A 23,414-nucleotide genomic window follows, 5' to 3' on the forward strand; every position below is an offset into this window, starting at 1 on the left:
GCGCATTGTTGCTTCCACAGCAAAAGTGTTGTGATCAACCTCCCATTTTTCTGCGACCGCAGCGCGCGTAAGCTAAGCGCCATATTCAGGAAATGAGGCAAACTATTCATGAGCAAGATTTTAATTATCGATGGCGGCAAAACCTTTGCCCACTCTAAAGGCGAACTGAACCACACGCTGACCGACGTTGCGGCCAGCCAGCTGCGTGATATGGGGCATGAGGTGTCTGTGACCCTGGCTGACAGCGACTACGTGGTCGCCGATGAAGTGCAGAAATATGTCGATAGCGATGTGGTGATTTATCAGATGCCAGGCTGGTGGATGGGCGAGCCGTGGACGGTGAAGCGTTACATCGATGAAGTCTTTACCGAAGGCCACGGCTCACTCTACGCCAGCGATGGCCGTACCCGTTCTGATGCGGCGAAGAAATATGGTTCCGGCGGTCTGCTGCAGGGCAAAAAATATATGCTGTCGCTGACATGGAATGCACCGCTGCAGGCCTTTACCGACCCGGAGCAGTTCTTTGAAGGTGTCGGCGTTGACGGTCTTTATCTGCACTTCCACAAAGCCAACCAGTTCCTGGGCATGGAAGCGCTGCCGACCTTTATCTGCAACGATGTGATTAAAGCGCCGGACGTGCCACGCGATATTGCCGCTTATCGGACCCATCTTAGTCGCGTTTTTGCGTAAGATGGCTGGGGGATACCCCCTATTTTCCCACGAAAGAGGAATTCGCGAATGTTAACAGTCGTTGCTGAAATTTGTGTCAAACCCGGTCGTCGTCAGGCCGTGCTGGATGCGGTGAAAAAACTGATCCCGCTGGTTTTAGAAGAAGAAGGCTGCCATCAGTATGACGCGCTGCTGGACCATCAGGCGCAGGTGCCGTGGAAACAGAACTCGCCGGACTCCATTTTTATGCTGGAACAGTGGGAAACGCTGCGTCATCTGGAGCAGCATCAGCAGATGCCGCACATGGATGCGCATCGCGCCATCATTAAAGATGATGTGGTGGATGTGAAGATTCTGGTGCTGGAACCCAGCGCCTGATTCGTGCTGAAGGCTTTACCCCTTTTCGGTAAAAGGGGTCAAGGCTGCTGACAACCTCAAACCTGAGTGCCTCTGGCAGCAATGAATTAGCTCAACGCGAAGGGAACACGGTCAGAAGAGGAAAGCGTCCCGCGCCAGGGATGGCGCGGGTAGAGCGACCAGGGACTGGCTTGAGCGTCTTTCCGATCTGACCGTGTTCCCTGTGCAAGCACAATCTCACAGCGAATCCGGCCAGACTTGCCAGCATCTCCAAACCCCTGCCCTATGACAGGGGTTTTTTATTATGCCAGGAGAGATCACAGCAGCTGACGCCGATCAATCTCGGTGCGGAGAAAATCCAGGAAGCAGCCGATGCGCGAAGAGAGCGTGGTGTTGCGGTAATAGACCGCATGCACCGGCAACCGCAGCTCGCGGGTTTCAGCGGGGAGAACCGGCACCAGCCGGCCTGCCGCGCAATCTTCCCGGCTGACAAAGTCGGAGAGGCGTGCGATCCCCTGTCCTGCCAGCGCCAGCTGCCGGATGGTTTCGCCGCTGGAGGCAGAGATTGTGGGCTTAATGCGCATGAAATCGCCATCAGGCTGCCAGATCGGCCAGACGTTGTGCGCCTCAAGATGGCTGAAGCCGATGATTTGATGCTGCGCGAGATCGGCCACGCTCTGCGGGGTGCCCGCTTTCGCCAGATAGGCCGGACTGGCCATCAGCCGGATCGCACTGCTGCCAAGCATCCGGGCGCGCAGCGTAGAGTCGCGCAGTTCGCCGATGCGAATGGCAATGTCCGTTTGCTGCTCCAGCAGATCGATCAGGATATCGTCGGTATTCAGTTCAAGCTGGATCAGGGGATAGCGGGCGCGGAAATCGTCCACCAGCGGCACAATCACATGCAGCATAAAAGGGGTGGCGGCGTTTACCCGCAGCCGCCCTGACGGCATCTCGCGCCGCAGGGCTATCTGCTCTTCAGCCTGCTCAACCGAGGCCAGGATCTGGCGCGCATGCTCCAGAAAAACCTGTCCCTCTTCGGTCAGCGCCAGCCGTCGGGTGGTGCGATGCAGCAGGGTGGTCTGCAGCTTACTCTCCAGCCGGGACAACGCCCGGCTGATGCCCGAACTGGTCTGCGCCAGCTGGGATGCCGCCGCGGTAATGGAACCGCTGTCCACCACCGCCACCCAGGCACGTAACTCTTCCAGGGTAATTTTCACAAGGATTACTGTCTCTGCTCTGAATCTGCCGGGTTCTCCGGGGATGTGCTGGCTGAAGCACAAAGAGAACAGGACGCTTTCGCGTCCTGTTTTTTTACACTTCGATATCGGCCTTGTCGCCTTTTTCCTGCAACCAGTTACGCCGGTCTTCGGAGCGTTTCTTCGCCAGCAGCATATCCATCATGCGCAGCGTCTGGTCGATATCCTCTTCACTGATGGTCAGCTGTACCAGACGGCGGGTATTCGGATCCAGCGTCGTTTCGCGCAGCTGCAAGGGGTTCATCTCACCCAGCCCTTTAAAGCGCTGAACGTTAGGTTTGCCCTTTTTGCGTTTCAGCTGCTCCAGCACGCCCTCTTTCTCATCTTCATCCAGCGCGTAGTAGACCTCTTTTCCGAGATCGATACGGTAGAGCGGCGGCATGGCAACGTAGACGTGTCCGTTTCTGACCAGTGAACGGAAATGTTTCACGAACAGGGCACACAGCAGCGTGGCGATGTGCAGACCATCCGAGTCCGCATCCGCCAGAATGCAGATCTTGCCGTAGCGCAGCTGTGAAAGATCTTCGCTGTCGGGATCGATGCCGATCGCCACGGAAATATCATGCACTTCCTGCGACGCCAGCACCTCATCGGAAGAGACTTCCCAGGTGTTAAGGATCTTGCCCTTAAGCGGCATGATCGCCTGATATTCACGATCGCGCGCCTGCTTGGCCGAGCCGCCTGCCGAGTCCCCTTCGACCAGGAACAGTTCTGTTTTATTCAGATCCTGCGCGGTGCAGTCCGCCAGTTTGCCCGGCAGAGCCGGACCGCTGGTGAGCTTTTTACGCACCACTTTTTTGGCTGCCCGCATACGTCGCTGGGCGCTGGAGATCGCCAGCTCAGCCAGTTGCTCTGCGATCTGGATATTCTGGTTCAGCCACAGGCTGAAGGCATCTTTTACCACGCCAGAGACAAAGGCTGCGCACTGACGTGAAGAGAGGCGCTCTTTGGTCTGCCCGGCGAACTGCGGATCCTGCATCTTCACCGACAGCACATAGGCGCAGCGATCCCAGATATCTTCAGCGGAGAGCTTCACGCCACGCGGCAGAATGTTGCGGTATTCGCAGAACTCGCGCATCGCATCCAGCAGCCCCTGACGCAGGCCGTTGACGTGAGTCCCGCCCTGCATGGTCGGGATCAGGTTAACGTAGCTTTCAGTTAACAGCTCACCGCCTTCCGGCAGCCACAACAGCGCCCAGTCAACCGCTTCCACATCGCCAGCAAAGCTGCCGACAAACGGTTTTTCCGGCAGCGTCGGTAAGCCATTCACCGCTTCGCACAGGTAGTCAGTCAGGCCATCTTCGTAGCACCAGGTCTGTTCGGTATTGTTCAGCTTGTCTTTAAAGACAATCTCAACGCCAGGACAGAGCACCGCTTTGGCTTTCAGCAGATGTGATAAGCGTGACACCGAAAAACGTGGGCTGTCGAAGAAGCTTTCATCGGGCCAGAAATGGACGCGCGTGCCGGTGTTGCGTTTAGCCACCGTGCCGGTAACCGTGAGATCCTGGACTTTGTCGCCGTTCTCAAACGCCATGTCATAGATTTCGCCATTACGGCGCACCGTGACTTCGACGCGTTTTGACAGGGCGTTAACCACCGAGATACCAACGCCGTGCAGGCCGCCCGAGAACTGATAGTTTTTATTGGAGAACTTGCCGCCCGCGTGCAGACGACACAGGATCAGCTCGACGGCAGGCACGCCCTCTTCCGGGTGAATATCCACCGGCATGCCGCGACCATCATCAATAACTTCCAGCGACTGGTCAGCGTGCAGAATCACTTCAACCCGCTTCGCGTGGCCGCCCAGCGCCTCATCGACGCTGTTATCAATCACTTCCTGACCCAAATGGTTGGGTCGCGTCGTATCGGTGTACATCCCCGGGCGACGGCGAACAGGCTCAAGGCCAGTCAGGACCTCAATGGCATCCGCGTTATAGTTAGATTGACTCATCGTAAATGTCTGATTAGAAGGGTGAAATGGGGTGCGATTTCCGCATTACTCAGGGATGATTCAGACCGAGAAAGTCCAGAATCTGCGGGAAATGGCGCTCGAATCCAGTAAATGCATGATTTCCGCCCTCTTCTACCGTGTGACGGCACGCGCTGTAATAGTCGAGCGCCTGACGGTAATCGAGAACTTCATCGCCGGTCTGTTGCAGCAGCCAGAGTAAATCGGGCGCTTCCAGCGGTTCAATCTGCATTACTTTCAGATCGTAAATGTGGCGTGACTCTAACACATATTGCTGGCCGGTGTAGGGATTCTGATTTTCGCCCAGGAAATCCGCCAGCAGCTCAAAAGGCCGTACCGCGGGATTGACGACCACAGCAGGCAGCATAAAGCATTGCGACAGCCAGGTGGCGTAATAACCGCCCAGCGACGAGCCCACCAGCCCCAGCGTTTCGCCACTGCGGCTCAGTACCAGATCTTCCAGCATTGCGGCGGCATCGGCCGGAAACGTCGGCAGCTGGGGCACGATCATTTCGATCTCCGGATGCTGCGCCTCTAACCATTGCCGGAACTGCGTCGCCTTAGCCGACTGCGGCGAGCTGTTAAAACCGTGCAGATAGAGTAATGCCGCCACGCGTCAGTATCCTTCTGAGTCTAAATCGGGACGAAAAGCGTCGGTGTCGAGCCGGTTAACCTCGGTCTCAAGGCCGCCATCCGGATACAGCGTGAACCAGCGCCAGCCTGGTGCCACGGTGTCGATCGTAAAGCTGGTGCAGTGCGGTTTGAACTGAACGCAGGTTGAAGGGGTGGCCAGCACACGACGACCGTGCCACTCAAGATCCAGCTCCTGGTGAATATGACCACAGACCAGCGTCCGGGCTAACGGGTAATGCTGTAACACCGCATCGAGCTGATGTGAGTTGCGCAGGCTGTGCTGATCGAGCCAGGTACAGCCAGAGGCCAGCGGATGGTGGTGCAGCAGGACCAGCGTATGACGTTGCGGATAGCGGGCCAGCGCGTTATCGAGCCACTCCAGCTGATAATCGCTCAGCATCCCGTGCGGCACACCCGAGACCTGGCTGTCCAGCAACACAATCTGCCACTGCTCACCCACCAGCACCTGCTTGTGGGCATTGATATGAGCGGCTGCAAGCGTGTCGAACATCGCGGGCTGAAAATCGTGATTACCGGGCAGCCAGACGCAGGGCCGCGGCAAACGTGAGATGCCCTCAGCAAAATGCTGATAGGCTTCGATAGAGTGATCCTGGGCGAGATCGCCGGTGGCGATAATCAGGTCGTAGTCGCGATGTTGCGCAATAATCGCATCCAGCACCGCTTTATAGCTCGACCAGGTGTTCACCCCAAGCAGCGATTCATGTTTTCCCGCGAACAGGTGGGTATCCGTGATTTGCAAAATCCTGATTTCGGAACCGTTCGCTGCAGGAAGAGTTAGCAGGCTATCCAAAGCGTTTCCTTCGTCTCCACGCCATTTACTGCATTATACGCATCAGCAGACCGGAACTGCCATCGCCCCATGTGCCAGGCAGTAGCGCAGCCAGTCTGCGAGAAACTGGTTTATCTGATGTTTTTCATCGCGCTGATGCAATTTTTTATTAGGATAATCATAGCGCGCTTTGAAACGATAGATCTGTTGAGTTGAACACACTTCGGCGACCATCGCATCGTGATAGAGCCTTACCGACATCGAGGGCAGACTCCAGTAACTCACGGCAGGCGCGACCTGGCGGATCTCCACCAGCGTGGTGTAGCGTGTGGACTCCTGGATCGTCAGCTGATAACGGGCGCCACTCACCTGATAGATCACCGATTCTCCCGCCTCATCGTTACGCGGCAGCAGGCGGCGTAACTGGGCGAAATTGGTTTCGCAGAGCCGCATCATTTCGGGAAAGTCAGGGGTATAGCGCTGTTTCATTTTTGTATCCACTCTTCGCGTAGTTTCTCATGGTGCAACGCCAGCCATTGCAGGGCGATGACAGACGCCGCATTGTCAATTATCCCCTCTTCCACCCAGCGGTAAGCCTGTTCGCGGCTTACCACATGGACAAGAATATCCTCATTCTCTTCCTCCAGACCATGGCATCCCTCTGCCTGGCTGGCATCCACTTCCCCAATCAGCACCGACAGACGTTCGCTGGTGCCGCCAGGGCTGGCCAGATAGTTAAGCATGGGCTTAATCCGGCCGACCTCTAATCCTGCTTCTTCAACGGCTTCACGGCGCACGACCTGCTCGACAGATTCACCGGGCTCAATAATGCCGGCGACCATCTCCAGCAGCCAGGGCGAAGCACTGCTGTCATAAGCCGGGATGCGGATCTGTTCAATCAGCACCACTTCATCGCGTAAGGGATCATAAGGTAGCAGCACGGCGGCATGTCCGCGCTCAAAAACTTCGCGCTGTACTTCCCCACTCATTTCGCCGTTAAACTGGCGGTGGCGGAAGCGATAACGTACGACGGAAAAAAAACCATCATAGACGGTTTCGCGTGCAATAATTTCTACATCGTTTTTTGTGAAAGTCACAGGGGATTTTTTTTCTTCCGGCATCATCGGGTTCCTTATGCAGATTGGGGTGGAGCGAAAAAAGCCTGTAACCGTGCTCCATGTAAGTGGTTCTTTCTGAATTATTTACGTAAATTAGGGGGAGAAGGCACGTTCAGCCAACTTATCTCACAGTTGCCCTCTGCTAGAATCGGCGATAATTTTTTGGCTTACCCGGCAGCGCACCCACTGCAATTTGCTGCAACAAAAGGAATGCAAATGAAAAAACTGCTCCCATTTTTTATTGGGCTGAGCCTGGGCGGTTTCAGCTTCGCCAGCCAGGCCGAAGACCTGCTTCAGGTTTATCAACAAGCACGTCTGAGCAACCCGGATCTGCGCAGCGCCGCTGCCGATCGCGATTCTGCCTTTGAGAAAATCAACGAAGCGCGTAGCCCATTATTACCCCAGCTCGGCCTGGGTGCAGACTACACCTATAACAACGGCTATCGCGACAGTAGCGGTCTCCATTCCAACACGACCAGCGGCTCGCTGCAATTAACCCAGACTATTTTCGACATGTCGAAATGGCGCGCACTGACCCTGCAGGAAAAAGCTGCCGGTATTCAGGATGTGACCTATCAGGTGGCGCAGCAGGATCTGATTCTGAACACCGCGACCGCCTACTTCAACGTGCTGAAAGCGATTGATACCCTTTCTTACACCGAAGCGCAGAAACAGTCGATCTATCGCGAACTGGATCAAACCACTCAGCGCTTTAACGTTGGCCTGGTTGCCATTACTGACGTACAGAACGCCCGTGCGCAATATGACAGCGTGCTGGCTAACGAAGTGACCGCGCGTAATAACCTCGATAACAACGTGGAAACGCTGCGTCAGATCACCGGCATGGACTACATGTCGCTGGCGTCGCTGAGCATTGATCGCTTCAGAACCGATAAGCCCGAACCGGTCAGCGCGCTGCTTAAGCAGGCGGAAAGCCGTAACCTGTCGCTGCTCTCTGCGCGTCTGAACCAGGATTTAGCCCGTGAGCAGATCCGCTCCGCTGAAGCTGGTCACATGCCGACGCTGGGTCTGACGGCCTCTACCGGCATGTCGAACAGCAAATATGGCGGCAGCCGTGCGAACCAGAGCCAGGGGTCTACTGACTCCATTACCGGTTCTAACCAGGTGGGTCTGAGCTTCTCACTGCCACTCTATAGCGGCGGCAGCGTCACCTCTCAGGTGAAACAGGCGCAGTACAGCTTCGTCAGCGCCAGTGAATCACTGGAAAGCGCGCACCGCTCTGCGGTTCAGACAGTCCGCTCATCGTTTAACAACGTGAATGCTTCTATCAGCAGCATCAACGCTTATAAACAGGCCGTGGTCTCTGCGCAAAGCTCTCTGGATGCGTCAGAAGCGGGCTATCAGGTTGGTACGCGTACTATCGTTGATGTGCTGGATGCAACCACCGTGCTCTACAACGCTAAGCAGCAGCTCTCTGATGCGCGCTATAGCTATCTGATTAACCAGCTGAATATCAGCTATGCGCTGGGTACGCTCAATGAGCAGAGCCTGCAGAAACTGAACAGCCAGCTGGGTAAAGAGATCCCGACCTCACCGGAAACGGTAGCACCGGAAAATGCACAGCAGACCGCGCGCGTGGATAGCGGTCCGGCAGCAACCGGCTCTTCTGAGGCAGCGCGTCCTGCGGCTCGCCACAGCAGCGGTAATCCTTTCGGTAATTAATGAGCGGACGGGCTGCTTTGCGGCCCGTCTCTCTGTTGAACGTATAACTAAGTAAAGATCCCTGTTGTATCAGGCCTCCAGCTTCAATTTTACCCCCCCATCCCCTATTCTATGCGCTACCTTTGGGCACAGGATAATCATAATGAAACGCACAAAATCTATTCGCTATGCCGCTTTTCGCAAAAGCTGGCAGGCACGCCATTTAACGCCCGTTGCTATCGCCGTTTCGGCGGTATTTATGCTGGCTGGTTGTGAACAGAACGACGAAACAGTTTCGATGTACCAGAATGCCGATGACTGTTCAAAAGCCAATCCGGGCCAGAGTGCCCAATGTACTACCGCATTCAATGAAGCGAAAAAAGAGGCGGAACGCACCGCGCCAAAATATGCCACGCGTGAAGATTGTGTCGCTGAATTTGGTGAAAACCAGTGTCAGCAGACACCGGCTCAGGCGGGCGTGGGCACCACTAATGCCGAATCGCAGCAGAGTGGCGGCAGCTTCTGGATGCCACTGATGGCAGGTTACATGATGGGTCGCATGATGGGCGGTGGTTCGGGCTTTGCAAAGCAACCGCTCTTCTCACCGAAAAATGCCCGCAGCCCGGCCAATGGTCAGTTTGTTGATGCATCAGGCCGTAATTATGGTGCAGCAACATCCGGCAAAAGCATGACCGTGCCGAAAACGGCGCTGGCACCAAAACCGGCTACCACCTCCACCATTACCCGTGGTGGCTTTGGTGAAACCGTCGCGAAGCAGAACAGCATGCAGCGTAGCAGCGCCAGCGGCACTTCCAGCCGCTCAATGGGAGGCTAACGCCCCGATGGAACGCATTGCCATTTCAGAGCGCCCAGGCTGGCGCGAAAAAGCCACCGAGTTCGGTTTTCGTTTTCACACCATGCATGGTGAACCCTACTGGTGTGAAGATGCTTATTATCAGTTCACGCTGGCGCAAATCGAGCATCTGGAAGATGTGACCGCTGAATTACATCAAATGTGCCTGCAGGTGGTGGAAAAAGTGGTTAACAGCGAAGCGCTGCTGGCTAAATTCCGCATTCCTAAACACACCTGGGACTTCGTGCGCGATTCATGGCATCAGCGTCAGCCTTCGCTTTACTCTCGTCTGGATCTCGCCTGGGATGGCAAAGGCGATGTAAAGCTGCTGGAGAACAATGCCGATACGCCGACCTCGCTGTATGAAGCGGCATTTTTCCAGTGGCTGTGGCTGGAGGACCAGCTTAACGCCGGTCAGCTCCCCGCAGGCAGCGATCAGTTTAATAGCCTGCAGGAAAAGCTGATTGAACGCTTCGCCGCGTTACATCAGCAGCACGGCTTCAACTGGCTGCACTTCGCCTGCTGCCGTGATACTGACGAAGATCGCGGCACCGTGCAATATCTTCAGGATTGCGCCACCGAAGCGGGATTGCCGAGTGAGTTTCTCTACATGGATGAAATTGGACTGGGCGAAAAAGGGGAATTTACCGACGCCCAGGATCAGGTGATTAGCAACCTGTTCAAGCTCTATCCGTGGGAATTCATGCTGCGTGAGATGTTCTCCACCAAGCTGGGCGATGCTGGCGTGCGCTGGCTGGAACCGGCCTGGAAAAGCATTATCTCGAATAAAGCCTTGTTGCCGTTGCTGTGGGAGATGTTCCCGAATCACCCTAACCTGCTGCCCGCCTGGTTCGCGGAAGATGACGTGCCGCACATGGACAAATATGTGGTGAAGCCGCTGTTTTCACGTGAAGGTGCCAACATCCGCATCGTGGAAAATGGTCAGGAGATCGCCCGCGTCGATGGGCCGTATGGCGAAGAGGGAATGATCGTCCAGCAGTTCCATCCGCTGCCTAAGTTTGGCGACAGCTATACGCTGATCGGCAGCTGGCTGATTGACGATCAACCGGCCGGTATCGGCCTGCGGGAAGATCGCGACCTGATCACGCAGGATCTTTCCCGTTTCTATCCGCACGCTTTTATCGGTTAATGCACCGCGATAATCTCCGTTTGGTTTAGCGGTTAGACCGAGCCTGCGCAAAGAACACGGTCAGATCGGAAAGACGCAAAAGCCGTCATCCATGACACGCTCGGCCCGCGCCGTCCCTGGCGCGGGACGCTTTCCTCTTCTGACCGTGTTCCCTGCACAATAAGCTCTTCTATGGCTGTCAGCTTCGCCCTAACCTACCTGAACCGACAACATGCTGATCGCCCCCATCTCCATGCCATCAACCGGAATGCTGATGGCGTCATCTGGCTGACGTGCGCCAAGTACATAGAGCAGCGGCAGATAGTGCTCAGGTGTCGGATTAGAAAGCGCCGCACCAGGATGATCCATAAAGTTAACCAGCGGATGAGAAGCAGCATCGCTCTGCACCGCCAGGTTATCGCGCACGAACTGTTCAAAACTGCTGGCCCATGGATAAACTTCGCTGTTGCCATCCCAGCGCACTTTACGCAGGTTATGTACCACGTTGCCGCTGGCGACAATCATCACGCCCTGATCGCGCAGTGCAGCCAGTTTCTGGCCCATCTCAAAGTGCCATGCCGCAGGTTTGGTGCTATCAATGCTTAGCTGTACCACCGGAATATCGGCCTCCGGATACATCTTGATCAGTACACCCCAGGAACCATGATCCAGTCCCCACTCGTGATCCAGCGTCACCGCAACGGGCGCTAACTGCTCCACCAGCTGCTGCGCCAGTTCAGGCGATCCCGGTGCCGGATAGCGCGTATCAAACAGCGCCTGCGGAAAGCCCCCAAAATCATGAATGGTCTCAGGCTGTCCCATTGCCGTCACGGCGGTGCCGCGCGTATACCAGTGCGCCGAAACCGCAATAATCGCGCGTGGACGTGGCAGAGTATCGCCCAGGTGACGCCACGCGGCGGTATAGCGATTCTCTTCAAGGGCATTCATCGGGCTGCCGTGACCCAAAAACAGCGCTGGCATTCGTAACTGGCTCATTCGTGATCCCCGGGATCGAGTATTTGATAGCCATTACGATACGCGCATCCGCTGCTTTATCACGCGGATAACCATGATGGTGATCATCAGGAAATTTGAATGAAATCTAACGTGGCAGGTTTAACAGCGCCTTCGGCATGAAGGAAAGAGGAGAAGTCAGCGGTCAGGCCGCGCCATTCCTGGGCGGCAAGAAGAAAAACAGGCCCGGGGGGCCTGTTTATCGCGGCAGCCAGATTAGCTGGCGTGGCGTGTTTCGTGCGCGCGACGCCAGGCGATCAGATCTTCGATGGTCACCACCGGCATGTTGTGCTGACGGGCGAACGCAATCGCTTCTGGCGCATGGGCCATGGTGCCATCGTCGTTGGTCAGTTCGCACAGCACACCTGCGGGCTTAAAGCCGGCCAGGGTGACTAAATCAATAGTCGCTTCGGTATGCCCGCCACGGGTTAATACGCCGCCTTCGCTGGCACGCAGCGGGAAGACATGACCAGGGCGATGCAGATCGGTGGGTCTGGCATTGTCGGCAATGGCGGCGCGGATGGTGGTGATACGATCCTGCGCGGAGACGCCCGTGGTGACGCCTTCTGCGGCCTCAATGGTCACGGTGAAGCCAGTGCCGAAAGAGCTGGTGTTGTTTTCCACCATCATTGGCAGATCGAGCTGCTGGCGACGCGCTTCGGTCAGGCAAAGGCAGACGATGCCGCTGCCGTGACGGATAGTCAGTGCCATCTGTTCAACGGTCATGGTTTCTGCGGCGAAGATCATGTCGCCTTCGTTTTCGCGATTTTCATCGTCGAGTACCATCACACCGCGTCCCTCACGCAGGGCGGCGATAGCACGTTCTACACGCTGTTCAGGCGTGCCAAATTCAGAAAGTAGCGTCTGATTCATGGTAATAAAAACCTTAAAATGTATGGGTTACCAGAATCAGGGCGTGCTTAGGAGTGACGTCAAAAAGACGTGGCAATAACGTGAAGCAGACACAATTGTCCGACAGATGTCGTTACCCTCTCCCATCCGGACTGTAACCGTCGGCCCCGGAATTACACCGGATCTGCTGACCTTTACCTCTCTTTTCATCAAGATAAAGCGCTCGCGGGCTTTCAGCCGAAGCTGATTTACCGCCGGTGGGGAATTGCGCCCCGCCCTGAGAATAAGCACTTTAACTATAACGCCGATCGTTTGAGGCGGCAATCATCAATAGCGCAATTGCTTTTGCATTTCCTGCGTTACCGATTTGAGGTTTATCCTTTTCATTTCTGGCATTACACTTAACACTTATTACGTTGGTAAACACGCTGACACAGCTCCCCGTAACCAGGAAATCATCATGATCGACACGAAAAAAATTGAACAACTTGCCCGTCAGGTTCACGAAGCGATGCCTAAAGGTGTTCGTGAGTTTGGTGATGATGTCGAAAAGAAAATTCGTCAGGTTCTTCAGGCGCAGCTGACCCGGATGGATCTGGTCAACCGTGAGGAGTTTGATGTGCAGACGCAGGTATTACTGCGTACACGTGAGAAGCTGGCGGCGCTGGAGCAGCGTCTGGCGCAGCTGGAAAGTCAGGGGTCATCAGCCGGTACGCCGCCGACGGCAACCGCACCAGTAACACCTGCTGCCGCGACCACACCATCAGCCGCCGTAGCGACCTCACCTGCAGCCTCGCCGTCACCGGTTGCGGACGTGGTGAAACCTGTTGTGGACAACAAGCCAGAATAAGCCTTTAAGCGGGAGCGCGGCTCCCGCTTACGCTGCGTTTTAGCTGCCGCGGATGGTTTTGATAATGTTGGTAGTGGAGATACCATCTTCGAAGTTCAGCACCTGAACGTCGCCGCCATTTGCCCACACTTCTTTGCTGCCCGCGATGTCTTCCGGCTTGTAATCTCCCCCTTTGACCAGCAAGTCAGGGAGAATGCCCGCAATCAGCCGCTGCGGCGTATTCTCTTCAAATACCACCACCCAGTCGACCGCTTCCAGCGCGCCCAGCACGATCATCCGGTTTTCCTGCGGATTCACCGGACGGCTTTCGCCTTTCAGACGTTTAGTTGACGCATCACTGTTCACCGCGACAATCAGTCGATCGCCGAGCTTGCGGGCATTTGCCAGGTAGGAGACATGACCGGCATGCAGAATGTCGAACACGCCGTTGGTCATTACCACTTTTTCGCCACGGCGACGGGCCATCTCAACGGCGGCTTTTAACTGCGCTTCGGTCATGATGCCGAAACCCTGTTCCGGGCGGGCATGAATCGCATTTTCCAGCTCAACGGTGCTGACGGTGGACGTACCCAGTTTACCCACCACCACACCCGCAGCCGCGTTGGCCAGGAAACAGGCTTCTTCCAGCGAATCACCGGCCGCTAATGCCGCCGCCAGCACGCCAATCACCGTATCGCCCGCACCGGTCACGTCATAGACTTCCTGTGCCTGGGTGGGCAGATGCAGAGGCGCTTTGCCCGGCTGCAGCAGCGTCATGCCATTTTCTGAACGGGTCACCAGCAGCGCGGAGAGGTCAAAATCGGCGATCAGCTGGGTGCCGCGCGCCACAATTTCCTCTTCGTTTTTACATTTGCCGACCACGGCTTCAAACTCAGAGAGGTTCGGCGTCAGCAGCGTCGCGCCACAGTAGCGCGCAAAATCGGTGCCTTTCGGATCAATTAATACCGGTACGCCCGCTTCGCGCGCCAGAGTAATCATGGTCTGCACGCTGGAGAGCGCGCCTTTGGCGTAATCGGACAGCACCAGCGCACCCGCGGCAGCCAGTGAATCACGCATTTTCTGGTGAATCGGCTCCGGATCGACCTGATCAAAGCCCTCCTCAAAATCGAGGCGGATCAGCTGCTGATTACGGGAAAGCACGCGCAGTTTGGTAATGGTCGGATGGCTTTTGACCGCCACGAAGTCACAATGCACGTTGACGTCTTTCAGCGTGTTACTCAACACACGCGCCGCATCATCTTCGCCAGTCAGGCCAATCAGTCGCGACGCGGCACCGAGTGCTGCAATGTTCATCGCCACGTTTGCCGCGCCGCCAGGGCGCTCTTCAACCGTGTCCACTTTCACCACCGGAACCGGCGCTTCAGGGGAGATACGGCTGGTTGGGCCATACCAGTAACGATCCAACATTACATCGCCAACAACCAGCACTGAGGCTTGGCCGAACGCGGGCAGAGTCACTTTCATTCCAGACACTCCAGACTGCATTAAAAATAGTGCGCGGATGATAGCACAGTTGCGATTTGTGCTATCAGCATCACGCCAGGATAGACGCAGGCGTTATCAGCCAGCGCTGCCAGCTGCTCAGAACCGTCTGCCGCTCCGCTGCATAGGCCTCTGGCTCAACGTGGCCGGGCTGTTCCTGCAGGGCGCGATGGTGCAATGCGTCGCGCAGCGTCACATAAGCCTGCATCAGCGCCTGTGCTTCATCGGCGGGCATTTTATGGTACTTCGCCATCAGCTCGAAAATGCGCACATTGTCAGACCAGCGCGTCAGTTCAGGCTGCTCAGCGGCGTAGCGTAAGACAAGATATTGGGCGATGAATTCAATATCGGTGATGCCGCCCGCGTCGGCTTTAATATCCCAGCGACCTTTATGTTTGTTGCTGAGGTGAGCGCGCATCTTTTCACGCATCTCACGCACTTCAGTTTGCAGCGCTTCCGCGGCACGTGGCAGCGACAGAATCGCCTGACGAATCACGCTGAAACGTTCACCCAGTGCCGCCTCGCCAAAGACGACGCGTGCCCGGACCAGCGCCTGATGCTCCCAGGTCCAGGCTTCACTGCGCTGATACTCTTCAAAGGCCTCAAAGGTACTGACCAGCATGCCCGCCGCGCCCGAAGGACGCAGGCGCGCATCCACTTCGTAGAGAATGCCGGAGGAGGTGCGGGTACTGAAAAGATGCATGATGCGCTGGGCGAGGCGCAGATAGAACTGACGGCCATCGATGCTGCGCTCCCCTTCTGTCACCGCGTCTGCCGGGCAGTCATGCAGGAACACCAAATCGAGGTCAGAACTGTAACCCAGCTCCCAGCCCCCCAGTTTGCCGTAGCCCAGCACGGCAAAACCGCGTTCATGTTCATTACTCAGATGCGAAGGACGGCCGTATCGCTGCACCATCATATTCCATGCCTGGCGCACCACAGATTCGATAATCGCTTCTGCCAGCCAGGTGAGATGATCGCTGACTTTCATCACCGGCAGCGTTCCGGCGATATCGGCGGCAGCAATACGCAGATGCTGTGCCTGCTTAAACTGCCGCACCGCTTCCAGCTGCTGCTCTTCGTCCTCGGTAGGGATGCGCAGCAGATACTGTCGCAGCTCATCGCGATAGGCATCGGTGGCGGTTGGCTGATAGAGCGTGGCGGGATCGAGCAGTTCATCCAGCAATAAGGGATGACGCGCCAGCTGGCTGGCTACCATCGGTGAGGCGGCGCACAGGCGAATTAAGTGGCGCAGCGCACCGTGATATTCGGTCAGCAGTTCCAGATAGGTGCTGCGGGTCAGTACGCCGATCAGCAGCGGCGTCAGGCGGCCGAGCGTCACCGCCGCATCTTCACGCGGGCAGACTTCGCTCAGCAGACGCGGCATCAGCTGGTCCAGCGCCTGACGGCCACGCGGGCCGATGGTGCGCCGGTTGATATCCTGACGAAACGCCTCCAGCGTCTGGTGCAGCGTAAGCCGCTGCTCGTCACTGAGCTGCGGCACCAGCGGCGCCAGTTCGCTATCCTCCAGCTGGTCCTGCCACAGCACCTGAAACTCTGCCAGCTCACGCTGATCGCCAATCTCAGGGGTATCTTCGCCAATCAGCTCGTCGAAGATAGCGCGCACCGCCGCCATCTGGCCGTCGAGCCGGGTCATCAGAGCAGGCCAGTCGGCACAATCCATCGCCCACGCCAGCCGGGCGCGATGCAGTTCATCCTCTGGCAGGGTCTGGGTCTGCTCGTCCCCCAGGCTTTGCAGCAGATTCTCCAGCCGCCGCAGGAACAGGTAGGCAACACGCAACGCATCGACCTGTTCCGCGGGCAGCAGGGCCAGGGTTTTGATCGCCTCCAGCGTCGACAGCAGTGAGCGCAGCTGCAACGAGCGCTCACGCCCGCCGCGAATCAGCTGGAATACCTGCACGATAAATTCGGTTTCACGGATGCCGCCCGCGCCCAGTTTGATATTGTTTTTTAGCCCGCGTCGCCGCACTTCGCGGCTGATCATCCCTTTCATGTTACGCAGTGACTGGATCACGCTGAAGTCGATGTAGCGGCGGTAAACGAATGGCCGCAGCATCTGCTGCAGCTCCAGGCTCCAGCGATCGTGGTCATCACCCATCAGCCGCGCCTTGACCATGGCGTAACGCTCCCAGTCGCGTCCCTGCTCCTGGTAATAATCTTCCAGCGCGGCAAAGCTCATCACCAGCGGGCCGCTGTCGCCAAACGGGCGCAGCCGCATATCCACCCGATAGACAAAGCCATCCATGGTGGGTTGATCCAGCACTTTGATCAGCCGCTGTCCCATGCGGGTAAAGAACTGAGCGTTGTCGAGTTCACGCCGTCCGCCACGCGTTGTGCCGTTTTCCGGCCAGGCAAAAATCAGGTCAATATCAGAAGAAAAATTGAGTTCGCCGCCGCCCAGCTTGCCCATGCCCAGAATCAGCATCGGCTGCGCGTCGCCGTCCGCATTACAGGGCGTACCAAAATCACGACAGCAATCCTGATAAACCCAGTCACGCGCCCGGCTGATCAGCACTTCGGCTAATGCGCTGAGCTGTTGCAGGCTCTGTTCGGTTGTGGCGTGCTGCAGAGACTGCATCCAGGCGATGCGTACCAGCATACGGCGACGAAACAGCCGCAGTTCGCGCATCAGGCTCGCTTCACTGTCGATGCCGCTAAGCGCCTGATTGAGCCACGCAGAGTAGTGTTGCCACTCATCAGGCTGCGGCGGCTGGTCGAGCATCGCCTGCCACCAGTCGGGATGTTGTTGCAGGTTTTCCAGCACAAAATCGCTGAAAGCCAGTCCGGCAGCCTGCTCCGGGCTTAACGAAGCCAGCGGAACCCCAATCTGTCGGGCGGCCTCTTCGGCCTGGTCGCGTAGCAACGCGGGAAGTGCTGACAACATAACTCCCTCCTTGATGGCGTGACGGAATACCCGTTAGCGACCAGCGCCGCTGGTGAGCCAGAACGGAGGCTGTTTCAGCGCCTGCATCGCCAGCCAGGCTAACCCGGACGTCTGTTTTTCATGAATTGCCGACAGCAGCTGTTGCCACGGGTCGAGCCAGCTCACGACCGCCTCAGACGGATAGAATCCCGCCAGCAGGTGGACGGTAAGCAATTGACGCGCCAGACGGGTAGCTTTGTCCTGATACTCGTTGGGTTGTTTTACCGTGATGAACGTTTCTCTCAGATCGGCGTTGACGCGGCTCAGCATAATGTCGCTGAAGCGTTTATAGGACCCCTGCAGCTTGGCTTCCCCTTTGGCATCGATCCACTGACGCCACTGAGATTCAGCCAGCCAGTGTGTCAGCGCCAGCTGCGTCTCAACCGAGAGGGAAGATAAGCAGAAAGTGGCAGCATCCTGCTCTTCATTCACCAGCGTCTCTTCCAGCGTGGTCAGCTGCTGACGCAGCGCACTGCTGGCTTTACGCGGCACCAGCGCACCAAACAGGCTGAACGCCTGACGCAGCAGATCCAGCGCTTCGCGCACCGCATCCTGGGCCGCCGCATTGCCGCGCAGCCAGACTTCTTCATGATATTGCCAGTGATGAAGTCCTGCTGACATCGCGGCCACCATGCCCTGCTCTACGGTGGCTTTGGCGCCCGCTTTCAGCAGCGGGAAAGGCTGTATCTGGCGCGGCGGATTACCCTGCGCCAGCTGATAGCCGCGGGCAGCTTTGCTCAGGCTGCCCATACGCAGACCGCCCAGCGCCACCAGCTGCTGTGCGAAGGCCAGCAGATCCTGGCGTTCGCCACGTTTCAGCTCCAGCTCGATCTCGCACAGCGGTTCGCTGAGATCGCCTGCCGTGACCTCGCCCTGATCAAACGCCACTTCAATTTCACTGTTGCCTGTGGTGATCAGCCAGATCTCGCGCTGGAAATGGGTGGTGAACAGGGGCTGCAAGCGCGGCTGCAGTGCCGCGACATCGGTGCCCTGCGGCCAGATCTCTGCCGGCAGGCGTGCAATGTCCAGAACCGGTTCGCTGAGCTCAACGTTGTATTCCGGACGCTGATGCAGTCCGCCGAGCGTCTGCCCCGCCGCTTTCAGCGTCATTTCATAACGCTGGTCTACGCCGCGGATACGCAATCCCATATCCCAGCGTCGTAGCTGGTTGTCGTCGGTTTCAAAGTAGATGTTGGTCAGCTCGCGAGCAGCCTGATGCTGATGCGGCAGAGTGGAGAGCAGTTCAGCCAGTTTCCCGGCCGCCTGTGGAGTTGCAATGAACTTTAGTTCGATTTCGATGGTCATAATTTTTTATTCACTACGCCGCTGGCACTTAAGAGGGTGTTTCCTGCATATTTCAGGCGATTATCAGCAGGTTACTCACGCTGTCGCCTGGAGGGCAAGGGGTTATCAGGCGAAGATTAATGCACAGAAGCCGCGCTGTCTCTGCTTTCTTTGCTCTTTCGCAGACCTTTTCGCACTCTCATGAGACCAGGATAGTTCTCATTCAGATTTATGCGAGGCCTCTCCAGACTGTGCCGGTAAATTTTTAGTCAGACTAAGCCAAACGAAATCGAATGAAAAAAATTACTCTCGCTGGACTCACTTTGCTGGCCCTTAGCACCCTTGCACCTGCCCATGCCGAAGAAAAACGCTATGTTTCTGATGAACTTTCAACCTGGGTTCGCAGCGGACCGGGCGATCAGTTTCGCCTGCTCGGTAAGCTGAACGCCGGGGAAGAGGTGCAGCTGTTACAGACCAACAATGACACGCATTATGGCCAGATCCGTGATTCGGAAGGCCGTACCACCTGGATTCCCCTGTCGCAGCTCAGTGCTAATCCGAGCCTGCGCACCCGGGTGCCTCAGCTTGAGCAGCAGGTGAAAGATCTGACCGCCAAACTGGATAACATCGACAACAGCTGGAACCAGCGCACGGCTGAGATGCAGAACAAAGTCGCCAGCAGCGACGGCGTTATCAACGGGCTGAAAGGCGAGAATCAGAAGCTGAAAAATGAGCTGATCGTCGCGCAGAAGAAAGTCAGCGCCGCTAACGTTCAGCTGGATGATAAGCAGCGCACCATCATCATGCAGTGGTTTATGTATGGCGGCGGCGTGCTGGGCGTCGGCCTGCTGCTGGGCCTGTTACTGCCGCACATGCTGCCGCGCCGTAAGAAAAGCGATCGCTGGATGAACTGACACCATTTAGCCGGATTTGAGCAGGGGATCGCAGGATCCCCCTTTTGGCATGTCTGCAATCCGGGGAATCTGTGCAACAATAAAATGAGATGCACCGCTGATTTCAGGCGCGGGACGCGCCCGGCGTGCAGGCCATTTCTTTTTCTCTGGAGTTTTGCGTGAAGACGTTTCTTGTTGGCGGTGCGGTGCGTGATGCGCTGCTGAATCTGCCGGTTACAGACAAAGATTGGGTGGTGACAGGTTCCACGCCCGAAGCCATGCTTGAGCAGGGCTATCACCAGGTCGGTCGCGATTTTCCCGTTTTCCTGCATCCCGTCAGTCGCGAAGAGTATGCGCTGGCACGTACCGAGCGGAAAAACGGGAAAGGCTACACCGGTTTTGTCACCTGGTCCGCGCCCGACGTGACGCTGGAGCAGGACTTACAGCGCCGCGATCTGACCATCAATGCGATTGCGCAGGATGAAAACGGCGTGCTGGTCGATCCTTATAATGGCCAGCGTGATATTGCCCTGCGCCTGCTGCGTCACGTCTCTGACGCCTTCAGTGAAGATCCGCTGCGGGTACTGCGCGTTGCGCGCTTTGCGGCGCGTTTTGCCCATCTCAACTTTCGTATTGCCCCCGAAACCCAGCTGCTGATGCAGCAGATGGCCGAAAGCGGCGAGCTGTCGAATCTCACTGCTGAGCGGGTGTGGAAAGAGACGGAAAAGGCGCTGAGTTCCCGTAATCCGCAGGTCTATTTTCAGGTCCTGCGCGACTGCGGTGCGTTGCAGGTGCTGTTTCCTGAGCTGGATAATCTGTTTGGTATTCCTGCGCCGATTAAGTGGCACCCGGAGATCGACACTGGCGTCCATACGCTGATGACACTGGCGATGGCCGCCGCCCTCTCCAGTGAGATCGAGGTGCGCTTCGCCACGCTGTTCCATGACGTCGGCAAGGCGCTGACGCCGCCTGAGCTGTGGCCCAGCCACCACGGTCATGGTCTGGCGGGCGTTCCCCTGGTCGAGGCGCTGTGCCAGCGACTGCGGGTGCCAAACGCGATTCGCGATCTGGCGCTGATTGTGACCGAATTTCACGACGTGGTGCACACCATTGAACGGCAATCTGCCGCGTCGCTGGTAGCACTGTTTGACCGAATCGATGCCTGGCGTAAGCCACAGCGCGTTGAGCAGATGGCGCTGACCAGTGAAGCGGATGCGCGCGGGCGAGCCGGACTGGAGAGCATGCCTTATCCGCAGGGCGACTATCTGCGTCGTGCTTTTGCGCTGGCGCAGGCGGTGCCGACCAAAGCGGTGGTCGAAGCGGGATTTAAAGGTGCAGAAGTGCGGGAAGAGTTGACGCGACGACGGATTGACGCCGTCGCGCAGGGTCTGGCGATTACGCAGCCTGACTAGCAGGCTGCGTGGGCTTTACATGAAGACCATGTAAACCGCGGCTGCCACAATAAAACGGTAGATCGCGAACGAAACAAACGAGATGCGTTTGATCAGCTGAAGGAAAGCTTTAATCGCAATCAGCGCCACGATAAACGCCGTGACAAAGCCCACCGCAAACATCGGGAAATCCGCCATCGTCAGGAAGCCGATGCTCTTGTACATATCCAGTACGGTCGCACCCATCATCATTGGCACCGCCAGGATGAAGGAGAACTCCGACGCGGCATAGCGGCTCACGCCCATCAGCATGCCACCGGAGATGGTTGCACCGGAACGTGAGAAGCCCGGCCACAGCGCTAAGCACTGGAAACAGCCAATCATAAACGCCTGACGATAGGTAATATCATCGACGCCCACCGCTTTCGGCTGTTTTGGCTTAAGGTACTCAGCTGCCAGCAGCAGCACACCACCTACCACCAGGGCGTACATCACGTTGATCGGATTAAACAGCGTTTTGATCTGATCGTGCAGCACCAGACCCACGACCACCGCCGGTACCATACCCAGCAGGATATGGATCAGCGACAGACGGCCAGTGCCGACGCCTTCATGTTTGACTTCGCCAAAGTGGATGCCGATCAGGCCAAACAGACGGCGCCAGAACATCACTACTACAGCCAGAATCGATCCTAACTGGATCACAACTTCAAAGGTCTCGGCTTTTTCACCCTCAAAGCCCAGCAGGTGACCCACTATAATCATGTGCCCTGTGGAAGAGACCGGTAAAAATTCGGTCAGCCCTTCCACAACGCCCAGGATTGCAGCTACCCAAAGCTGATGAATATCTGCCATCAAATGTTTCCTCTATCCGTTTCAAAACCATTAAAAAGGCGGTAGCGCGTGGCTATCGCCTGAAATCATGCCGCTATCAGCCTGAATTAAACCTTAAGGTCTACACCATTTCGCCTGCTGTAACGAAACGGTACACGCTATGACAGACAGTAATTTGGTTTGGTTTCATTGTGATGGCAATCACATCGTATTTATTTAGGAATAGTCCCGCGCTCAATTCGCACGCCAACCTGTGCTGCCTGGGCTACAGCCCCCGGTTTGCTTACCTTTATGCGGACGCCAGGCGAATTGAAACGGTTCATCAACAGATCCGCGATTTCTTCAGCAACCCGTTCAACCAGCGCAAAACGACTGCCGGTAAGATGCGTCAGAATCGCCGAGGAGACATCCGCATAGCTGAGACAATCTTTCACATCGTCGCTGCTGGCCGCCAGACGGTTATCCCAGGCCATTTCGACATCGAGCACCAGCTTCTGCTGTATGCCCTGTTCCCAGTCGTAAACGCCAATGGTGGTGAAAACCGTGAGTTGTTCTATAAATACGATATCCATGATGAGAGTCTCTGTTTTTGGCTAAGCCGGATACCACTTCCGGCTGATTATGCGTATTATCTACGGTTAAAGAGATCAAAACGACCCTAAAGGGAACGGTACGGTGTTATGAGTGCTTTCGCGCTTGGTATGATTATTTTCGCGTATCTTTGCGGTTCGATTTCCAGTGCGATTCTGGTTTGCAAACTCGCTGGCCTGCCCGATCCGCGCACACACGGTTCCGGCAATCCGGGTGCCACCAACGTCCTGCGTCTGGGCGGTAAAACCGCAGCAGCCAGCGTATTAGTGTTTGATGTGCTGAAAGGGATGGTGCCGGTCTGGCTGGCCTATCTGATGCACGTGACTCCGCTCTATCTCGGCCTGACCGCCATTGCCGCCTGTCTGGGTCATATCTATCCGGTGTTCTTTCACTTTCGCGGTGGCAAGGGTGTGGCGACGGCATTTGGCGCGATTGCGCCGATTGGCTGGGACTTAACCGGGCTGGTCACCGGCACCTGGCTGTTAACGGTCTTACTCAGCGGCTATTCCTCGCTGGGTGCCATCGTCAGCGCGCTGATCGCGCCTTTTTATGTGTGGTGGTTCAAACCGCAGTTCACCTTCCCGGTTTCCATGCTCTCCTGTCTGATCCTGCTGCGTCATCACGACAATATTCAGCGGCTGTGGCGGGGTCAGGAAGGCAAGATCTGGAAGCGCAAAAAGAAATCTCAGCCATAAAAAAAGCCGGCCTGAAGGTGTCGACAAAGTCTGGCTTTATGTCCGCGACTGCGCAGGAAACAGGGTCAGATCGGAAAGACGCAAAAGCCGTCATCCCTGACCGCTCGGCCCGCGCCATCCATGGCGCGTGACGCTTTCCTCCTCTGAC

22 protein-coding genes and 1 riboswitch are annotated in these 23,414 nt (G+C 56.6%); of the genes, 9 read left to right on the top strand and 13 right to left on the bottom strand.

Annotation, left to right across the window (positions count from 1 at the left end; all coding sequences use genetic code 11):
• Positions 1-108: 108 nt before the first annotated feature.
• On the top strand, positions 109-690 hold the full coding sequence (locus tag ACO6VX_RS12390) for an NAD(P)H-dependent oxidoreductase (protein ID WP_010249028.1): 582 nt from the start codon (positions 109-111) through the stop codon (positions 688-690).
• A 48-nt stretch (positions 691-738) separates the two neighbouring features.
• Positions 739-1,047: a putative quinol monooxygenase gene (locus ACO6VX_RS12395; protein ID WP_010249029.1), complete on the top strand. Its 309-nt coding sequence runs from the start codon at positions 739-741 to the stop codon at positions 1,045-1,047.
• Positions 1,048-1,343: 296 nt separating this feature from the next.
• On the opposite strand, the gene ACO6VX_RS12400 is transcribed toward ACO6VX_RS12395, so the two are convergent.
• The 6 genes from ACO6VX_RS12400 to nudF all read right to left on the bottom strand — a co-directional run bounded on the left by ACO6VX_RS12400 (position 1,344) and on the right by nudF (position 6,795).
• Entirely contained in the window at positions 1,344-2,243 is a 900-nt protein-coding gene (locus tag ACO6VX_RS12400; RefSeq protein WP_010671124.1) for a LysR substrate-binding domain-containing protein, read from the bottom strand.
• 94 nt (positions 2,244-2,337) lie between these two features.
• Complete coding sequence (gene parE / locus ACO6VX_RS12405) at positions 2,338-4,233, bottom strand: DNA topoisomerase IV subunit B (protein ID WP_010249031.1); 1,896 nt, start codon at positions 4,231-4,233, stop codon at positions 2,338-2,340.
• Between the two features lie 49 nt (positions 4,234-4,282).
• Positions 4,283-4,864 (bottom strand): esterase YqiA, encoded by a 582-nt coding sequence (yqiA, locus tag ACO6VX_RS12410; RefSeq protein ID WP_010249032.1) that lies wholly within the window; start codon positions 4,862-4,864, stop codon positions 4,283-4,285.
• A 3-nt stretch (positions 4,865-4,867) separates the two neighbouring features.
• Positions 4,868-5,695: a 3',5'-cyclic-AMP phosphodiesterase gene (gene cpdA / locus ACO6VX_RS12415; RefSeq protein ID WP_022623882.1), complete on the bottom strand. Its 828-nt coding sequence runs from the start codon at positions 5,693-5,695 to the stop codon at positions 4,868-4,870.
• 42 nt (positions 5,696-5,737) lie between these two features.
• Positions 5,738-6,163, bottom strand: a complete 426-nt coding sequence (locus ACO6VX_RS12420; RefSeq protein ID WP_008925735.1) for a DUF1249 family protein — start codon at positions 6,161-6,163, stop codon at positions 5,738-5,740.
• Positions 6,160-6,795, bottom strand: a complete 636-nt coding sequence (gene nudF, locus ACO6VX_RS12425; RefSeq protein WP_010671126.1) for an ADP-ribose diphosphatase — start codon at positions 6,793-6,795, stop codon at positions 6,160-6,162. The genes ACO6VX_RS12420 and nudF overlap by 4 nt, the downstream gene beginning before the upstream one ends.
• 213 nt (positions 6,796-7,008) lie before the next feature.
• Between nudF and tolC the strand changes: the two genes are divergently transcribed.
• The 3 genes from tolC to ACO6VX_RS12440 all read left to right on the top strand — a co-directional run bounded on the left by tolC (position 7,009) and on the right by ACO6VX_RS12440 (position 10,457).
• Positions 7,009-8,475, top strand: a complete 1,467-nt coding sequence (gene tolC, locus ACO6VX_RS12430) for an outer membrane channel protein TolC (protein ID WP_010249035.1) — start codon at positions 7,009-7,011, stop codon at positions 8,473-8,475.
• Between the two features lie 142 nt (positions 8,476-8,617).
• A complete protein-coding gene (locus tag ACO6VX_RS12435; RefSeq protein ID WP_422458149.1) occupies positions 8,618-9,289 on the top strand; it encodes a DUF1190 family protein in 672 nt (223 codons plus the stop codon).
• Between the two features lie 7 nt (positions 9,290-9,296).
• Positions 9,297-10,457, top strand: a complete 1,161-nt coding sequence (locus tag ACO6VX_RS12440; RefSeq protein ID WP_033769850.1) for a glutathionylspermidine synthase family protein — start codon at positions 9,297-9,299, stop codon at positions 10,455-10,457.
• A 189-nt stretch (positions 10,458-10,646) separates the two neighbouring features.
• Here the strand turns inward: ACO6VX_RS12440 and ygiD are convergent, their stop codons facing one another.
• Together ygiD and ribB are read right to left on the bottom strand one after the other, a co-directional pair.
• The gene (ygiD, locus tag ACO6VX_RS12445) at positions 10,647-11,432 is read right to left on the bottom strand and encodes a 4,5-DOPA dioxygenase extradiol (RefSeq protein WP_422458150.1); all 786 of its coding nucleotides are present in this window, start codon (positions 11,430-11,432) and stop codon (positions 10,647-10,649) included.
• Positions 11,433-11,666: 234 nt separating this feature from the next.
• Positions 11,667-12,323 carry a 3,4-dihydroxy-2-butanone-4-phosphate synthase gene (gene ribB / locus ACO6VX_RS12450; protein WP_031590879.1) on the bottom strand — a complete coding sequence of 219 codons (657 nt, stop codon included), beginning with the start codon at positions 12,321-12,323 and terminating at the stop codon, positions 11,667-11,669.
• A 110-nt stretch (positions 12,324-12,433) separates the two neighbouring features.
• Positions 12,434-12,591, bottom strand: a riboswitch (FMN riboswitch).
• A gap of 171 nt (positions 12,592-12,762) precedes the next feature.
• On the opposite strand from ribB, the gene ubiK reads away from it, so the two are divergent.
• Positions 12,763-13,152, top strand: coding sequence for a ubiquinone biosynthesis accessory factor UbiK (gene ubiK, locus ACO6VX_RS12455; RefSeq protein ID WP_022623887.1), 390 nt, complete (start codon positions 12,763-12,765; stop codon positions 13,150-13,152).
• 39 nt (positions 13,153-13,191) lie between these two features.
• Here the strand turns inward: ubiK and hldE are convergent, their stop codons facing one another.
• From hldE to ACO6VX_RS12470, 3 genes are all read right to left on the bottom strand, one after another.
• On the bottom strand, positions 13,192-14,616 hold the full coding sequence (hldE, locus tag ACO6VX_RS12460) for a bifunctional D-glycero-beta-D-manno-heptose-7-phosphate kinase/D-glycero-beta-D-manno-heptose 1-phosphate adenylyltransferase HldE (RefSeq protein WP_422458151.1): 1,425 nt from the start codon (positions 14,614-14,616) through the stop codon (positions 13,192-13,194).
• A 70-nt stretch (positions 14,617-14,686) separates the two neighbouring features.
• Positions 14,687-17,539, bottom strand: coding sequence for a bifunctional [glutamate--ammonia ligase]-adenylyl-L-tyrosine phosphorylase/[glutamate--ammonia-ligase] adenylyltransferase (glnE, locus tag ACO6VX_RS12465; protein WP_422458152.1), 2,853 nt, complete (start codon positions 17,537-17,539; stop codon positions 14,687-14,689).
• A 33-nt stretch (positions 17,540-17,572) separates the two neighbouring features.
• Positions 17,573-18,883: an inorganic triphosphatase gene (locus ACO6VX_RS12470; protein ID WP_010671132.1), complete on the bottom strand. Its 1,311-nt coding sequence runs from the start codon at positions 18,881-18,883 to the stop codon at positions 17,573-17,575.
• 272 nt (positions 18,884-19,155) lie between these two features.
• On the opposite strand from ACO6VX_RS12470, the gene ACO6VX_RS12475 reads away from it, so the two are divergent.
• Together ACO6VX_RS12475 and ACO6VX_RS12480 are read left to right on the top strand one after the other, a co-directional pair.
• Positions 19,156-19,776, top strand: coding sequence for a TIGR04211 family SH3 domain-containing protein (locus ACO6VX_RS12475; RefSeq protein WP_010671133.1), 621 nt, complete (start codon positions 19,156-19,158; stop codon positions 19,774-19,776).
• 158 nt (positions 19,777-19,934) lie between these two features.
• The gene (locus ACO6VX_RS12480) at positions 19,935-21,167 is read left to right on the top strand and encodes a multifunctional CCA addition/repair protein (protein ID WP_045139609.1); all 1,233 of its coding nucleotides are present in this window, start codon (positions 19,935-19,937) and stop codon (positions 21,165-21,167) included.
• Between the two features lie 15 nt (positions 21,168-21,182).
• Here ACO6VX_RS12480 and bacA read toward each other — a convergent pair whose 3' ends face one another.
• Both bacA and folB read right to left on the bottom strand, forming a co-directional pair.
• Positions 21,183-22,001 carry an undecaprenyl-diphosphate phosphatase gene (gene bacA / locus ACO6VX_RS12485; protein ID WP_010249058.1) on the bottom strand — a complete coding sequence of 273 codons (819 nt, stop codon included), beginning with the start codon at positions 21,999-22,001 and terminating at the stop codon, positions 21,183-21,185.
• A 191-nt stretch (positions 22,002-22,192) separates the two neighbouring features.
• Positions 22,193-22,552, bottom strand: a complete 360-nt coding sequence (gene folB / locus ACO6VX_RS12490; RefSeq protein ID WP_010249061.1) for a bifunctional dihydroneopterin aldolase/7,8-dihydroneopterin epimerase — start codon at positions 22,550-22,552, stop codon at positions 22,193-22,195.
• Positions 22,553-22,660: 108 nt separating this feature from the next.
• On the opposite strand from folB, the gene plsY reads away from it, so the two are divergent.
• Positions 22,661-23,266, top strand: a complete 606-nt coding sequence (plsY, locus tag ACO6VX_RS12495; protein ID WP_010249063.1) for a glycerol-3-phosphate 1-O-acyltransferase PlsY — start codon at positions 22,661-22,663, stop codon at positions 23,264-23,266.
• Positions 23,267-23,414 lie beyond the last annotated feature (148 nt).

Origin of the sequence: Pantoea sp. BJFS-204, assembly GCF_049310725.1 — a bacterium.
Lineage (GTDB): Bacteria > Pseudomonadota > Gammaproteobacteria > Enterobacterales > Enterobacteriaceae > Pantoea > Pantoea agglomerans.

Bases quoted from the DNA above. Each gene is read 5' to 3' on its own strand.
- ACO6VX_RS12390 (WP_010249028.1), top strand. From the start codon at position 109: ATGAGCAAGATTTTAATTATCGATGGCGGCAAAACCTTTGCCCACTCT.
- ACO6VX_RS12395 (WP_010249029.1), top strand. From the start codon at position 739: ATGTTAACAGTCGTTGCTGAAATTTGTGTCAAACCCGGTCGTCGTCAG.
- parE (WP_010249031.1), bottom strand. From the start codon at position 4,233: ATGAGTCAATCTAACTATAACGCGGATGCCATTGAGGTCCTGACTGGC.
- ACO6VX_RS12420 (WP_008925735.1), bottom strand. From the start codon at position 6,163: ATGAAACAGCGCTATACCCCTGACTTTCCCGAAATGATGCGGCTCTGC.
- nudF (WP_010671126.1), bottom strand. From the start codon at position 6,795: ATGCCGGAAGAAAAAAAATCCCCTGTGACTTTCACAAAAAACGATGTA.
- tolC (WP_010249035.1), top strand. From the start codon at position 7,009: ATGAAAAAACTGCTCCCATTTTTTATTGGGCTGAGCCTGGGCGGTTTC.
- ACO6VX_RS12435 (WP_422458149.1), top strand. From the start codon at position 8,618: ATGAAACGCACAAAATCTATTCGCTATGCCGCTTTTCGCAAAAGCTGG.
- ACO6VX_RS12440 (WP_033769850.1), top strand. From the start codon at position 9,297: ATGGAACGCATTGCCATTTCAGAGCGCCCAGGCTGGCGCGAAAAAGCC.
- ygiD (WP_422458150.1), bottom strand. From the start codon at position 11,432: ATGAGCCAGTTACGAATGCCAGCGCTGTTTTTGGGTCACGGCAGCCCG.
- ribB (WP_031590879.1), bottom strand. From the start codon at position 12,323: ATGAATCAGACGCTACTTTCTGAATTTGGCACGCCTGAACAGCGTGTA.
- ubiK (WP_022623887.1), top strand. From the start codon at position 12,763: ATGATCGACACGAAAAAAATTGAACAACTTGCCCGTCAGGTTCACGAA.
- hldE (WP_422458151.1), bottom strand. From the start codon at position 14,616: ATGAAAGTGACTCTGCCCGCGTTCGGCCAAGCCTCAGTGCTGGTTGTT.
- glnE (WP_422458152.1), bottom strand. From the start codon at position 17,539: ATGTTGTCAGCACTTCCCGCGTTGCTACGCGACCAGGCCGAAGAGGCC.
- ACO6VX_RS12470 (WP_010671132.1), bottom strand. From the start codon at position 18,883: ATGACCATCGAAATCGAACTAAAGTTCATTGCAACTCCACAGGCGGCC.
- ACO6VX_RS12475 (WP_010671133.1), top strand. From the start codon at position 19,156: ATGAAAAAAATTACTCTCGCTGGACTCACTTTGCTGGCCCTTAGCACC.
- bacA (WP_010249058.1), bottom strand. From the start codon at position 22,001: ATGGCAGATATTCATCAGCTTTGGGTAGCTGCAATCCTGGGCGTTGTG.
- folB (WP_010249061.1), bottom strand. From the start codon at position 22,552: ATGGATATCGTATTTATAGAACAACTCACGGTTTTCACCACCATTGGC.
- plsY (WP_010249063.1), top strand. From the start codon at position 22,661: ATGAGTGCTTTCGCGCTTGGTATGATTATTTTCGCGTATCTTTGCGGT.